Source organism: Cobetia sp. PS-4MA (genome assembly GCF_057670765.1).
The window spans coordinates 829,736-843,259 of sequence record NZ_CM173107.1; the positions used below are offsets into that span (position 1 = coordinate 829,736).

12 protein-coding genes and 1 other RNA gene are annotated in these 13,524 nt (G+C 63.8%); 9 read left to right on the forward strand and 4 right to left on the reverse strand.

Going from position 1 to position 13,524, the window contains the following annotated elements:
• Positions 1–56: 56 nt before the first annotated feature.
• The gene (gene sspA / locus AC26AR_RS03555) at positions 57–683 is read left to right on the forward strand and encodes a stringent starvation protein SspA (RefSeq protein WP_077371647.1); all 627 of its coding nucleotides are present in this window, start codon (positions 57–59) and stop codon (positions 681–683) included.
• A 199-nt stretch (positions 684–882) separates the two neighbouring features.
• Positions 883–1,485, forward strand: a complete 603-nt coding sequence (locus tag AC26AR_RS03560) for a ClpXP protease specificity-enhancing factor (protein WP_488107551.1) — start codon at positions 883–885, stop codon at positions 1,483–1,485.
• A gap of 107 nt (positions 1,486–1,592) precedes the next feature.
• Here AC26AR_RS03560 and AC26AR_RS03565 read toward each other — a convergent pair whose 3' ends face one another.
• Genes AC26AR_RS03565 through AC26AR_RS03580 form a run of 4 tightly spaced genes read right to left on the reverse strand, consistent with a single transcriptional unit; the run spans position 1,593 to position 5,120 of the window.
• A complete protein-coding gene (locus tag AC26AR_RS03565) occupies positions 1,593–2,171 on the reverse strand; it encodes a BON domain-containing protein (RefSeq protein WP_077371653.1) in 579 nt (192 codons plus the stop codon).
• 38 nt (positions 2,172–2,209) lie between these two features.
• Positions 2,210–2,803: a phosphoheptose isomerase gene (locus tag AC26AR_RS03570; RefSeq protein WP_043332512.1), complete on the reverse strand. Its 594-nt coding sequence runs from the start codon at positions 2,801–2,803 to the stop codon at positions 2,210–2,212.
• Between the two features lie 21 nt (positions 2,804–2,824).
• Positions 2,825–3,217 (reverse strand): YraN family protein, encoded by a 393-nt coding sequence (locus tag AC26AR_RS03575; RefSeq protein ID WP_279855187.1) that lies wholly within the window; start codon positions 3,215–3,217, stop codon positions 2,825–2,827.
• A gap of 1 nt (position 3,218) precedes the next feature.
• Positions 3,219–5,120 (reverse strand): penicillin-binding protein activator, encoded by a 1,902-nt coding sequence (locus AC26AR_RS03580; protein ID WP_077371659.1) that lies wholly within the window; start codon positions 5,118–5,120, stop codon positions 3,219–3,221.
• Between the two features lie 201 nt (positions 5,121–5,321).
• On the opposite strand from AC26AR_RS03580, the gene rsmI reads away from it, so the two are divergent.
• The 7 genes from rsmI to AC26AR_RS03615 all read left to right on the forward strand — a co-directional run bounded on the left by rsmI (position 5,322) and on the right by AC26AR_RS03615 (position 13,519).
• Entirely contained in the window at positions 5,322–6,194 is an 873-nt protein-coding gene (gene rsmI, locus AC26AR_RS03585) for a 16S rRNA (cytidine(1402)-2'-O)-methyltransferase (RefSeq protein ID WP_488107552.1), read from the forward strand.
• Between the two features lie 116 nt (positions 6,195–6,310).
• Positions 6,311–6,663, forward strand: an RNA gene (gene rnpB, locus AC26AR_RS03590) — RNase P RNA component class A.
• 305 nt (positions 6,664–6,968) lie between these two features.
• Complete coding sequence (gene rsmH / locus AC26AR_RS03595) at positions 6,969–7,919, forward strand: 16S rRNA (cytosine(1402)-N(4))-methyltransferase RsmH (RefSeq protein ID WP_488107879.1); 951 nt, start codon at positions 6,969–6,971, stop codon at positions 7,917–7,919.
• A 318-nt stretch (positions 7,920–8,237) separates the two neighbouring features.
• Entirely contained in the window at positions 8,238–8,561 is a 324-nt protein-coding gene (gene ftsL / locus AC26AR_RS03600; protein WP_077371668.1) for a cell division protein FtsL, read from the forward strand.
• Between the two features lie 140 nt (positions 8,562–8,701).
• Complete coding sequence (locus tag AC26AR_RS03605; protein ID WP_077371671.1) at positions 8,702–10,363, forward strand: peptidoglycan D,D-transpeptidase FtsI family protein; 1,662 nt, start codon at positions 8,702–8,704, stop codon at positions 10,361–10,363.
• A 205-nt stretch (positions 10,364–10,568) separates the two neighbouring features.
• Positions 10,569–12,083: a UDP-N-acetylmuramoyl-L-alanyl-D-glutamate--2,6-diaminopimelate ligase gene (locus AC26AR_RS03610; protein WP_488107880.1), complete on the forward strand. Its 1,515-nt coding sequence runs from the start codon at positions 10,569–10,571 to the stop codon at positions 12,081–12,083.
• Positions 12,080–13,519 (forward strand): UDP-N-acetylmuramoyl-tripeptide--D-alanyl-D-alanine ligase, encoded by a 1,440-nt coding sequence (locus AC26AR_RS03615; protein ID WP_191236634.1) that lies wholly within the window; start codon positions 12,080–12,082, stop codon positions 13,517–13,519. Before AC26AR_RS03610 ends, AC26AR_RS03615 begins: the two co-directional genes overlap by 4 nt.
• Positions 13,520–13,524 lie beyond the last annotated feature (5 nt).

Below are 13,524 nucleotides of genomic sequence, written 5' to 3' on the forward strand. Positions count from 1 at the left end.
TTCGTCAGGCCAAAAGCTGACGCGGGCATGGCTCGAACAGATGCGAGGACAGTTTCATGGGTGTTGTGGCCAAGCGTTCATCGATGACCTTCTACTCCGGTGGTGACGACCACTTCAGCCACCGTGTACGGATCGTGCTGGCCGAGAAGGGTGTAGCAGTCGATGTCATTGATGTAGATGATGACAACCGTCCGGCCGAGCTGGCTGATCTGAACCCGTACAACAGTGTGCCGACGTTGCTGGACCGTGACCTGGTCCTCTACGAGTCCAAGGTGATGATGGAGTACCTGGACGAGCGCTTCCCGCATCCGCCGCTGTTGCCGGTGTATCCGGTGGCGCGCGCCCAGAGCCGTCTGTGGATGCACCGCATCGAGCGCGAGTGGGTGCCGATGATGGAAACCATCCAGAACGGCACCAAGAAGGAAGCCGACAAGGCGCGCAAGGAATTGCGCGAGAGCCTGATCGGAATCGCGCCGATCTTCGATGACATGCCGTTCTTCATGAGCGACGAGTTCTCTCTGGTCGACACGTGCATCGCCCCGATTCTGTGGCGTCTGCCGACATTGAACATCGAGCTGCCGGAGAAGCAGGTCAAGCCGCTGCTGAACTACATGGAGCGTCTGTTCGATCGTGATGCCTTCAAGGCGTCTCTCTCCGAGGCAGAGCGCGAGATGCGTATCTGATTCGCTTGAGCAATCCCGAAAGGGGTGCTTGAGTCGCTGGAACCCACCCCGGGGTGGGTTCCGGGCTCGGATCATGAGGCGGGGAGGGGCCGAGGTCAGGTGTCTCGACCGTCACGTGGTGTCAGTGCCCGCAAGCTGTAGCTCGGCGTCGCAGGACGTCGGTCATCGTGACATCCATTGCAGTTCAAGAGGTTCTCTCATGCTTTCCAGTCGCCCTTATCTGGCACGTGCGCTCTACGAGTGGCTGCTGGATAACGACAATACGCCGTACATCGTGGTGGATGCCGAGCAGGATGGCGTTCAGGTGCCGCGTCAACACGTGCAAAATGGCCAGATCGTGCTGAACATCGCGCCGGGTGCCGTGCGTGATCTGCTCATCGCCAATGAGGGTGTCAGCTTCAATGCCCGTTTCGGTGGTCAGCCGATGCACGTCAGCGTGCCGACACCGGCGCTGGTGGCGCTGTACTCTCGCGAGAATGGCGTTGGCATGGTGTTCGGGCATGAGCCTGTCATGCCGGGTGCGGATGACCTGGCCTTCGGTGAGGCAGACTCGGATGAGGCGACCTCCGGTGAGGAGGCTCAGGCACCTTCACGTCCGACTCTGGCCAGTGTCGGTGGTGCCAGCAGCGCTGCTGATGATGAGCAGGGTGAGGAGGCGTCACGGGGTGATGCGGCGGCCGATGAGGTCGCGAGTGCCGAGGAGCAGGAGGGCGGCAGCATCTCCTCTTCCGATGAGGATGGCGGCGATGATCAGCCGAAGCCTCCCCGCAAGGGGCGTCCGTCGCTGCGAGTCATCAAGTAAGCGGACACTCCTCTTCAGTCCTCTTGGGCTGGTAACGACGACGCCCCACAGGCCAGGCCTGTGGGGCGTCGTCGTTTTCACCCATACGTCAGGGAGTGCGGTCTACGTCAATCAAGATACTCGAAGACCTTGGCGATACGCTGGATGCCACCGACTTCCGAGACCTTGCTGACGATCTGGTCGGCCTCCGAACGGGTCACGATGCCCATCAGGTAGACGCTGGCATTCTCGGTCAGCACCATGATGCGCCCGGAATCGATGTTGGCATCGGCCGCGAGAGTCGCCTTGACGCGGGTGGTCAGCCAGGTGTCCTGGACGCGCTGGCTGGTAGGCGCATTGGCGCTGACTTCCAGGGCGTTGTGTACCTGGCGTACGCGACGGACATCCTTGGCGACTTCCGCGGCGCGTTGCTTGAGCTCATCGCTGGGCACTTGCCCGGTCAGCAGGACCATGCCGTTGTAGGCATTCACGTTGACATGGGCGTCATTGAAGCGCGCATCGATCTTGCCGAGATTGACTTCGATCTTGGTCTCGATGCTCTCGTCTTCCACTTGAGCGCCCAGAGTGCGATCACCGTAGTCCTCGTCAATGGGACCACTGTGAGTCAGGTCGGCCACGGTGGTACAGCCCGCAAGGGATAGAAAGCCGGCGGTGGCCATGAGGGAAAGCAGGTACTTTGGCGTCATGCCGTAATCTCCTGGTGAGCGCCGTGTGTCGCAAGGCGTTATTCGTTGCTGCCGAACAGCTGGTGATCGATCAGATCACACAGGCAATGAATGGCCAGCAGATGGACTTCTTGAATGCGCGCGGTGGAGGTCGCCGGTACGCGGATCTCGCAATCTTCGCTGCCCAGCAGGGAAGCCATGTCGCCACCGTCACGACCGGTCAGTGCCACCACGCGCATGTCGCGGTCATGGGCCGCCTGGATGGCCTGTACCACGTTGGCGGAGTTGCCGCTGGTGGAAATGGCCAGCAGGATGTCGCCGGGCTGGCCCAGGGCGCGAATCTGCTTGGAGAACACCTCGTTGTAGCTGTAATCGTTGGCGATGGACGTCAACGTCGAGGTGTCGGTGGTCAGGGCGATGGCCGGCAGGCTCGGGCGTTCACGCTCGAAGCGATTGAGCAGCTCTGACGAGAAGTGCTGGCTGTCACCGGCGCTGCCGCCGTTGCCGCAGGCCAGAATCTTGCCGTCATTGACCAGGCTCTGGACCATCATCTGACTCGCCGCTTCGATGAAGGGCGGCAGCACTTCACTGGCGTATGTCTTGGTGTCGATGCTGGCGTTGAAGTGGCCGAGAATACGAGATTGGAAATCCATGATGGCTCTTGGTCGTTGGCTTCAGAACGCTTCGAATGCGTGGCGTATCCAGTGAATGGCGAGAGGGGGAGGACCCTCCACGCCGACCACGTCGAAGCGGCAGGAACATGATAGCCCGTGATGGGCCAGATAAAAACGCGCGGCCTTGATCAGCCGGCGTTGCTTGGTGGCGGTCACGCTTTCCAGTGCGCTGCCGAACCGGGAGCTGGCGCGGTAACGCACTTCGATGAACACCAGGGTGTCACCATCACGCATGATCAAGTCGATCTCGCCGCCCTTGGCATGCGAATTGCGCGTGACAGGCACGAGACCTCTGGCTGACAGCCATTTCTCGACCTCGGCTTCGATCACGGCACCGCGCGCTCTCGCGCGACGCTGTGGTGGCTCCTGCCCGGCCGTTCCAGGGCGCGCCATGTCAGGGCGTGTAGGCTTCGACGGTGCGGCTGCTGGCGCCTTTCAGCGGCGGGCGTGGTACGCCGCCTCTGAACTCCGCCCACGGCAGCGTGCGTTCGATGCGTCCATCATGACGCGGGAATAGACTGCCGGTCGCTCCGAAGAGTTCCCCGCCGGCACCGGCCAGCATCAGCGGAACGCGCTGTGCCAGGCGATAGGCATCGACGCCCATGGCATTGAGCTTGAGCATGCGCGGAGAGGCATCCGACAGGGCGCGATAGGTATCGGCTTCCGGCAGAGTGGCCTTGCCGCCGGAGGAGGCCTGCGGCACTTCCCAGGGGATGTCGACGAAATTGACGCCATTGAGGTCGCCATCCTGAGCGGGCTGGGGGGAGCCTTCATAAAGGTGTGAGGTGCCGTAGATCGGCAGGTTGCCCGCGTAGTAGAAGTCCAGCATCGGCGGCACCTGACGAGCGTAGCTTGGCAGCGCCAGCAGGAAGATCATGTCGATGTTGCCGGAGTGGGCGCGGCCATACTTGCTGCCGGATTTCTTGGCGGATTTCATGCGCGCCTGATCCTGGCTGGAGACGGAAAGCAGATCCTTGACCGCTTCACTGACCGGGCCCTTGGGGTTGTAGCGCTCGATGGAAACGATGTCGCCACCTTCCTGCTCGAAGCGATCACGGAAGGCGCTGTAGACGCGCTGACCCCAGGCATTGTCGGGAATCATGGCTGCGGCACCACGATGACCGTCAAGTGAGGCGCGCAGTGCGACCTGGCGCGCTTCGTCTTCGGCGGACAGGCCGTACTGGAAGAGATTGTCGGCCTGATTGCGCTCATGGGTGCCGTAATTGAGGGCCAGGGTTGGCAGCGGCAGGCTGCTCTGGGTCTCGAGCTGGCTGACCAGCTGCTTGTCCAGCGGGCCTAGCACGACCTGAGCTCCCTCCATGGTCGCGCGGGCATACAATGTCTTGAGATCGGCGCTTGAGGTATCGAAGAAGCTCAGCTGCGGCGTGGCTTCGGCATTGTCGATGGCGCTGCGATGGCGTGCCTCGATGCCCTCACGAATTGCCTGCGCGATACGCTTTAATGGGCCGGACTGCGGAAGGAAGACCGCGATCTTGCGGACCTCCTGGCCGGAGAGCTCGCGCAGATCGAGGATGCCCTGCGGCATCTGGCGTGCGGCCGGATGCTGCGGATTGGCATCCGCCCAGTCGTTGATGGCGGAAAACATCTGGTCGATGTTGCCGCCGAAGCGCCGCTGCAGACGCAGCAGGTCCGTCCAGCCGCTGGCAATGGCGTTGGCGCTGGCCAGCTCGCCAAGCTGGCTGGGAGACAGGCGCGTGAGCTGTTCCCACAGGGTGTCATTGATGCTGAGGTCATCAGTGTCCGCCTGCAGGGCAATCAGCGTCTGGGCACTGGCCAGAGGTTCGCCGACCATGCCGAGCGCCAGGCCGCGACGCTTGCGCAGCGTGCGCTGATCGTCGCTGGACATCGTGATGTCGTCTTCCAGCACGGACGTGGCGAGTATCGTGTTCCAGCCATCCTGCTGCTCGAGGGCGATGCGCGACAGCAACAGGGCCCATTGCACGCGTTGCTGGGGTTCCAGACTCGCGGGGTCGATGTCCGAGGTGATGGTGATCGCCTGCGCGTTGTCGCCGCTGCGTGCTAGGATATCGGCGGCCTGCAGTCGGGTGCCGGCGGCCTGTTGGCCCTGTTGTTGCTCCGCTTGAGCCAGCAGCGCGTCCGCCCCCGGTCCGCTGGGACGGGAGGACTGCCCGGCACACCCGGCCAGCAGCAGTGCCGCGATGGCCATGCCGGCCAGTCCGCGCAGGCTGGTGCGTGGGAGGCGCAAGCTCTTGTGCCGAATGGTTGACGCAGTGCGCAGCACGTTGTCAGGCGCACGATTCCATGTCTGGCCCATGTACGACGGTCCCTTGGCTGATGGGCGAGGAGGCCGTGGCCCGCGTCGCCGCTGCTGTAATGACGGATGAATACTGCAATGACGAATGAGACGGGTCTCGGAGTGGCTGCTCGTGCGGGCATGTCTGCCGCAGGTGGTCAGGCCACTCGGCTGTCTCTGACGTCCATATCTACCACTGAGTTCAACGAGTCGAAGCATTGAATGTCTGAGTCTTCTGAAGGCGTATTGTACGTGGTCGCCACGCCGATTGGTAACCTCGATGACCTCAGCCCACGTGCCGCGCGGGTGCTGGGCGAAGTGGATCTGATCGCGGCTGAGGACACCCGCCACAGTGCCCGTCTGCTGCGCCATCTGGGGCTGGAAGTCCCCATGATGTCACTGCATGACCACAATGAGCGCGGGCGGGTCGATCAGCTGTGCCAGGCCCTGGAGGCGGGGCGGCGTGTCGCGCTGGTCTCCGACGCCGGGACGCCGCTGATCTCCGATCCCGGCTTCATCGTGGTGCGGGCGCTGCGGGAGCGCGGCTTCAAGGTAGTCCCGCTTCCCGGCCCCTGCGCGTTGATTACCGCGCTCAGCGCTGCTGGCCTGCCGACGGATCGCTTCACCTTCGAGGGGTTTCTCGCTCACAAGGGTGGACCACGTCAGGCGCGCCTCACGGCACTGCGTGAGGATGGCGCGACGCATGTGCTTTATGAGTCGCCTCACCGTATCCAGGCGTTGTTGAAGGATATCCACGACGTTCTCGGGGCGCGCCGAGTCGTGTTGGCACGTGAGCTGACCAAGACCTTCGAGACCTTCCTGGACGGGACGGCTGCTGAGCTGCTGGCGATGATGGAGGCGGATGGCGATCAGACGCGCGGTGAATTCGTGGTCATGATCGAAGGGGCTCCGGCACGTGAGGGCGACGAGGCTGCCAGCGTCGAGGGTGATGCGCTTCTCAAGGTGCTGTGGGAAGAGGGGGTCGGCGTCAAGCAGATGGCGGCGATCGCCACTCGTCTGGTCGGCGGGCGCAAGAAGGTCTGGTATGCCAAGGCACAAGCCCTGAAGGATGCGGCGGAACCACGAGAAGCGTAAGCGAGAGGTGTTTTCCAAGTGCTTGGCATATCTGGCTTTTCGGCGTTCCTCCGGGCCAGGTGCACTGCAGCGCCAGCTTGTGGAAACGATGTGACACTGATAGTCTTGCGCGCTTGGGAGATGGCCAGACAGTCGCCGCCAGCGTGAGCTGGGGGAGGAAAGTCCGGGCTCCATAGGGCAAGGTGCCAGATAACGTCTGGGCGGCGTGAGCCGACGGCAAGTGCAGCAGAGAGAAGACCGCCTACGTCAGCTTCGGCTGACCGGTAAGGGTGAAAGGGTGCGGTAAGAGCGCACCGCGCGTCTGGTAACAGTTCGCGGCGAGGTAAACCCCACCTGGAGCAAGACCAAATAGGCCCCCTATGCTGCTGCCCGCAGTGGGGGCGGGTTGGTTGCTTGAGCCCTGAAGTGATTCAGGGCCTAGATGAATGACTGTCCACGACAAGACCCGGCTTATCGGCCGTCTCCCGCCTAATATTGAAGATGTCAGCCCTGTGATGCGAAACGCGCAGTTCAGGGCTGACATGTGACACCGCATGACCGGCGCCGTCCGCTCCGTGCTCCGTGGCTGGCCATTTGCAATGGCGGCGGACATGAAGTCGTGACCGGCGCCGGTTGTCGATTGTGCCATCGATAATCATGCGAATGTCTCTGCTTTCCTGCGGTCTACCGCCAGACGACTGGCGTCCGCCTTTACTGCCCGCAACGCGTGCCAAGGTCCCGAATTTCGTCATGTCCAAGCCCAGCGCTCCCTCCGTTCCCGAATCAGCCGCTGCCATGTCAGCCGCCGAATCCGAAGCTGCGGATCGCTTCGCGCATGTCAGTGTCATGCTCGATGGCGCGGTGGATGGGCTGATTCAGGACGTCTCCGGTGTCTATTTCGACGGTACTTTCGGGCGCGGCGGTCACTCACGCCTGATCCTGTCGCGTCTCGATGACGGTGGACGTCTGATCGCCTGTGATCGCGACCCCCAGGCATTGGCGGAAGCCGCCACTATCGAGGATTCCCGTTTTTCCATTCACGCCGGTGAATTTGCCCGCCTGGGCGAATATGCCGAGCGGGAAGGCGTGCATGGTCAGCTCGATGGCATTTTGCTGGATATCGGCGTGTCCTCGCCGCAGCTGGACGATGCCGAGCGTGGCTTCAGCTTCATGAATGATGGTCCGCTGGACATGCGCATGGACCCCACCAGTGGCGAGAGTGCCGCTGAGTGGTTGTCACGTGCCAGTGCCGAGGACATGGCGTGGGTCTTCAAGACCTACGGTGAGGAGCGCTATGCCAAGCGTCTTGCACGTGCGGTGGTCGAGCATCGCGCCGAGCGTCCCATCACGCGGACCGGTGACTTCGCCAGCCTGATCAAGGACGCGCATCCCAACTGGGAGAAGCACAAGCACCCGGCGACGCGTGTCTTCCAGGCGATCCGCATCCATGTCAACGGCGAGCTGGATGAGTTGACCCGCGCCCTGGATGCTGGCCTGGAAGCCCTGAAACCGGGGGGAAGGCTGGTGGTGATCAGCTTCCATTCGCTGGAAGACCGTATCGTCAAACGCTTCATGCGCGACAAGGCGCGTGGCGATCAGGCGCCGCGTGGCATGCCCATTCGCGAAGATCAGCTCAACAAGCGCCTCAAGCTGGTCGGCAAGGCTCAGAAGGCCTCCGAAAGCGAGGTGCAGGCGAACGTACGCTCACGCAGCGCCGTGATGCGCATCGCCGAGAAGCTGAAATAACGCCCGGTTCGTGGCGTGTATCGTGGTCATCCCAGCGCCTGCCTTTTGGCAGGCGCGCTCGCAAGGGGACGTAGCGTTGTGCGACATGTGTGTCGGTGCCTCGCAACGCTTAACGACCAACGCCACAAGCTGACATAATGCGTCGGTCGTCGCCTGATGGTACCGCTGGTCATCACGAGTGATGAGTGGCCGGCATGTTGCGGCGATGAACAGGGCAAGCCGTCAGCCATCGGGTGTTGCATGCATGGATCGACGGGTCGTCCCGCAGGGATAAATCGTGGTGCAGATCACCGCGTTCAGAGTGATAAGGGAGTCAGCATGGCGGGACGCAAGCAGCAGGGCAGCTGGAGAGGGAACTGGCCGATCAGGTTCCAGATGCGTTGGCGTCATCTGTGCTTCGTGGTGCTGATGATCTGCCTGCTGGGATCCGCCGCTGCTGTCGTCGTAAGCTCCCATCTCTCGCGCGGCCAATACGCGCAACTCCAGAAGCTCGAGGCGGCGCGTGATGATGCGCGTGCTCGCTGGGGGCGCCTGCTGCTTGAGGAAAGTGCCTGGTCCGCCCCTGCGCGTATCGAGAGCATCAGTACCGAGCGTCTCGAGATGCGCGTACCGGATGTCCATGATGTCGAGGTCATTCGCTGATGGCCACACGTCGACCTCCTTCCTCGGACCCCAAGGCCCCTCGCTCCCGCGGCGCACGCACTGCGCCACCCGGCGCGGCCAGTCGCGGCAAGACGGCTGGTTCTGCCGCCGCCGGGGCACGCAAGAGTGCGCGTGGGCCCATGGGGTCCGCCCGCTATCGCATCATGCTGGGTATCGTGTTCGCAGGGCTCCTGGCCCTGGTGGGGCGTATCGGCTATCTGCAGCTCTTCGATCAGCAGTTCCTTCAGGATCAAGGGGATGCGCGCACTCTGCGCGTCGACAGTATCAACGCGCACCGTGGCATGATCACCGATCGCAGTGGCGAGCCGCTGGCCATCTCGACGCCGGTCATCACGCTGTGGGCGGACCCGCGTCTGGTGCCGGATGATCCGGTGCGCCTGTCACTGCTGGCACGCGCGCTCGGCCAGCAGCCTGACGACCTGATCCGCCGTGTGCGCCAATATCGTGATGCCGGCAAGGGCTTCATGTACATCAAGCGTCAGATGACCCCTCCTCAGGCGCAACCCGCCATCGACCTGGATGTTCCGGGTGTCCACCACAAGCAGGAATACAAGCGTTACTACCCCTCGGGCGAGGTCTCCGCACAGCTGGTCGGCGTGACCAATGTCGATGACAAGGGCCAGGAGGGGCTTGAGCTTGCCTACAATTCCTACCTCTCCGGTACGCCGGGCAAGCGTCGCGTGCTCAAGGACCGCAAGGGGCGCCTGGTGCGTGACCTGCACCTGATCAGCGAAGCCAAGCCTGGTGGTGATTTGACCCTCTCCATCGACCTGCGTCTTCAGTACATGGCCTACCGTGAGCTGAAGGCCGCCGTGGCCGAGCACCGTGCCGACGGTGGCACCCTGGTGATGATGGACGCGCGCACGGGAGAAGTGCTGGCGATGGTCAATCAGAAGTCCTACAACCCCAACAATCGTGCGGGGCTTGACCCTGCCGGTCTGCGCAACCGTGCGATCACCGATGCCTTCGAGCCGGGCTCGGTCATGAAGCCTCTGGCGATGAGTGCAGGTCTGGCCTCCGGCAAGTATCAGCCGGACTCGGTGATCGACACCACGCCGGGTTACATGCGGGTCGACCGCTTCACGATTCGCGATTTCCGCAATTACGGCAAGCTCGACATGGCCGGTATTCTCTATCACTCCTCCAACATTGGCATGAGCCGCATGGCGCTGAGCCTCGAGGATGACGCGGTATGGAATCGCTATTATGAGCTGGGTCTGGGGCAGGCACCGGGCACCGGCTTCCCGGGCGAGACGACAGGAGTTCTGCCGGCCCCGACCAACTGGTCGCGCAGCAAGCGGGCCTCCATGTCCTACGGGTACGGGATCAGTGTCTCGGCCTTGCAGCTGGCCAGCGCCTACACCGCGCTGGCCAATGATGGTCGCCGGCTGGCGCCGTCGCTGCTCAAGGTGAATACCCCGCCGGTGGGGGATCAGATCATCTCGCCCGAGAATTCCCATGCCCTGCTCGGGATGATGGAGAAGATCGTCCAGCCCAATGGTCCCGCCAAGCGTGCCGTGGTCGAGGGCTACCGTATCGCGGGCAAGACGGGTACGGTGCGTAAGGTGACCTCCGGTGGCTATCAGAAGACGGCCTATCGCTCCTTGTTCGCCGGCATTGCGCCGGTGTCCGACCCGCGCATCGTGACCGTGGTGATGATCGAGAATCCCAAGGGCGAGGAATACTACGGGGGCCTAGTCGCGGCTCCGGTGTTCGGTCGCGTGGTCGGCAAGGCGCTGCGTCTTCTGGATGTGCCACCTGACAGCGCCGTCGGCGAGTGAGCGGTGACATCTGCCGCCATGCATGCCGGGCGCGGCGCGTGACATCCATTTCTTTCGTGTAGCGAATACGTCCCAGCTTCAGCAACAAGGAAGGTCTTCCAGCATGACTTCATCGCAAGATCTGGCCGAGCAGGCCTCGGCAGAGCCGCTGGGCGAATTTCTGGCACGGCCACTGGCGACAGCCAGCGAGCTGCTTGGCGCGCTCATGGCGCTGTGGCCCGGCGTGTTCAGCGATAGTCGCCTGACCGCACTCGTGATGGCGCAAGACGACTGGCATCTGACGATCGACAGTCGCCACGTGACGCCGGGGTCGCTGTTCATCGCGGTACCCGGTATCGGCAGCGATGGTCGCGATTACATTGCCTCCGCCCTCGAGAAGGGCGCGGCGCTGGTAGTGGCACAGCAGTCTTCCGAGGGGGAAGTCTCGCCTGAGTCTCACGCAGACGAGCGTGTCGTCTGGCTCGAGGGGCTCGGCGCGCAGCTCGGCGAGCTGGGACGACAGGCCTTTGGCGTGCCGGAGTCACTGACCCTGGTCGGCGTGACCGGCACCAACGGCAAGTCCTCCGTGACCCATTACATTGCCGAGTTTGCCGAGGCGCTCGGCATCCCCTCCGGCATGATCGGCACGCTGGGGATCGGCCGCCCTGGCGCGCTGGTCGCCGGCGAGCGCACCACGCCGGATGCACTCGCCGTCCAGGCGGCGCTCAAGGGCCTGAGCATGGCCGGTGCGGAACTGGTCGCGATGGAAGTCTCTTCCCATGCGCTGGACCAGGACCGTGTCAACGGCTGCCGCTTCACGGTGGCGGGCTATACCAATCTGTCGCGTGATCATCTGGATTACCACGGCAGCATGGCGGCATATGCCGCGGCCAAGGCCAAGCTCTTCAAGCGACCGGAACTCAAGCTTGCGGTGCTCAATGCCGATGATGCGCTGGCGCGTCTGATGCTGGCCGGCATGCAGCGCGGTGTGCGCGTGTTGGCGATGGGGCGTGACGAGGTGGCCACCCTGCGCGTGCTGGACGTCTTCCCCGAGCCGCTGGGGCAGGTGGCCGTGATCGCGACACCTGACGGTGAGCGTGAGCTCGGCCTCAATCTGATGGGGCGCTTCAACCTCGACAATGCCCTGCTGGCGATGCTGATCCTGCATGGTCTCGGCCATTCGCTGGCGGACCTGTTCGCGGCGGCACCGCGACTGACGCCGGTGCCGGGACGCATGCAGCGCCTGACCCGCGAGGGCGCGCCCGTGGTGGTGGTGGACTATGCCCACACCCCGGAGGCGGTCGAGACCGCGCTGACGGCACTGCGTGCCCATCTGCCGGCGCGTGATGATGCGCGCCTGTGGTGCGTGCTCGGCTGTGGCGGTGATCGCGACACCGGCAAGCGCCCGCTGATGGCGACGGCCGCCGAGCAGGGCGCCGATCGCGTCGTCATTACCGATGACAACCCGCGCAGTGAAGAGGCCGCTGTCATTCGTCAGCAGATGATGGATGGCATCCAGGCCCGGGAGCGCGCCCGGGAAATCGCCGGGCGCGCCGAGGCCATTGCCCAGGTCATCCGTGATGCAGGCGAACATGACGTGATTCTCATCGCCGGCAAGGGCCACGAGGATTACCAGGAAGTGGCGGGCGAGCGTCTGCCGTTCTCGGATGTCGCACATGCGGTGGCGGCGCTCGAGCGTCGTGCGCTCTCCACTCAGGAAGGTCTGGAGAGCGACGCATGAGTGCGTCAGTGCAGTCTCCTGGCCTGGAGTGCTTCGATGAGGTGGCTCAGCTGCTCTCGGCTCGGCTGCCTTCGGCGCTGGTCGGCCGGTCGTTGGGGGCCATCGAGACGGATACCCGCAAGCTGTCCAGCCAGCGGGCGCCGCTTTTCGTGGCGCTGAAGGGCGAGCGTTTCGATGCCCATGACTTCCTGGCTCAGGCTCGTGACAATGGCGCGATCGCGGCGCTGGTCGAGCATCCGGTGGATGACCCGTTGCCGCAGATCGTGGTGCCTGACACGCGGCTCGCCTTCGGTCTGCTGGCGGCGGCACGTCGGCGAGCCTGGGGGCGGCCGTTGATCGCCGTGACCGGCAACAGCGGCAAGACCAGCGTCAAGGGACTGGTGCATGCCATCCTGGTGCGTGATGCCGCGCGCTTCGACGCCGAGAGCCTTGCCACACAGGGCAACCTCAACAATGACTATGGTCTGCCGATGACGCTGCTGCGCCTGAACGATGCGCATCAGCATGGCGTCGTCGAGCTGGGCGCCAATCATCTCGGTGAGATCGCCTGGACCACCGCGCTGGCACGGCCACAGGTGGCGGTCATCACCAATGTCACCGGTGCTCACGTCGGGGAATTCGGTGGCATGGGGCAGATCGCCCAGGCCAAGGGCGAGATTCTTGCCGGACTCAGTCCGCTGGGGGGGCGCCGTCCGGTGGCGGTACTCAATCGTGATGATGTCTATTTCACGCTCTGGCAGGCGCTGGCAGTGACGGGGCAGGCGGTGGATATCATCGACTTCAGCGTCGCGGACCTGGCGGAGAGTTCGGCACGCCTGCAGGCACGCAAGCTAGGCGCGGATGAGCTCGGGCGTTATGCTTTCGAACTGACGTTTGACGGCCACTCGCTGGGGCGGGTCCAGCTTGCCCTGCTGGGACGGCACAATGTCGCCAATGCGTTGGCGGCAGCCGCTGCCTGTCTGGCGCTGGGCGTGGACAGCCAGCTGGTCATCGAGGGGCTCGAGAGCGCCGAGAGCGTTCCGGGTCGCCTGGGGGTCGTGGAAGGACACAATGGGGCTCGTCTGCTCGATGACAGCTACAACGCCAACCCTGGGGCCATGCTGGCCGCGCTGGAGCTGTTGGCGAGCCTTCCTGCTCCGCGCTGGTGCCTGATGGGCGCCATGGGCGAGCTGGGCGAGGACGCCGAGCGGCTGCACGCCGAGGTGGGCGCCTACGCCCGCAAGCTCGGTATCGATTTCGTTGCCACCTGTGGTGAAAAGGCCAGAGCGACTGCCGAGGCCTTCGGCGCAGGTGGCATGCATTTCAAGGAGCGGGCGGAGCTTGAAGCTTACGCCCGTACCCATCTACCCACCGGGGCCAGTGTTCTGGTCAAGGGGTCTCGTAGCGCAGGCATGGAACATGTCGTTGCCGCGCTCAAGGTCGACGCATCAAGGTGAATGTG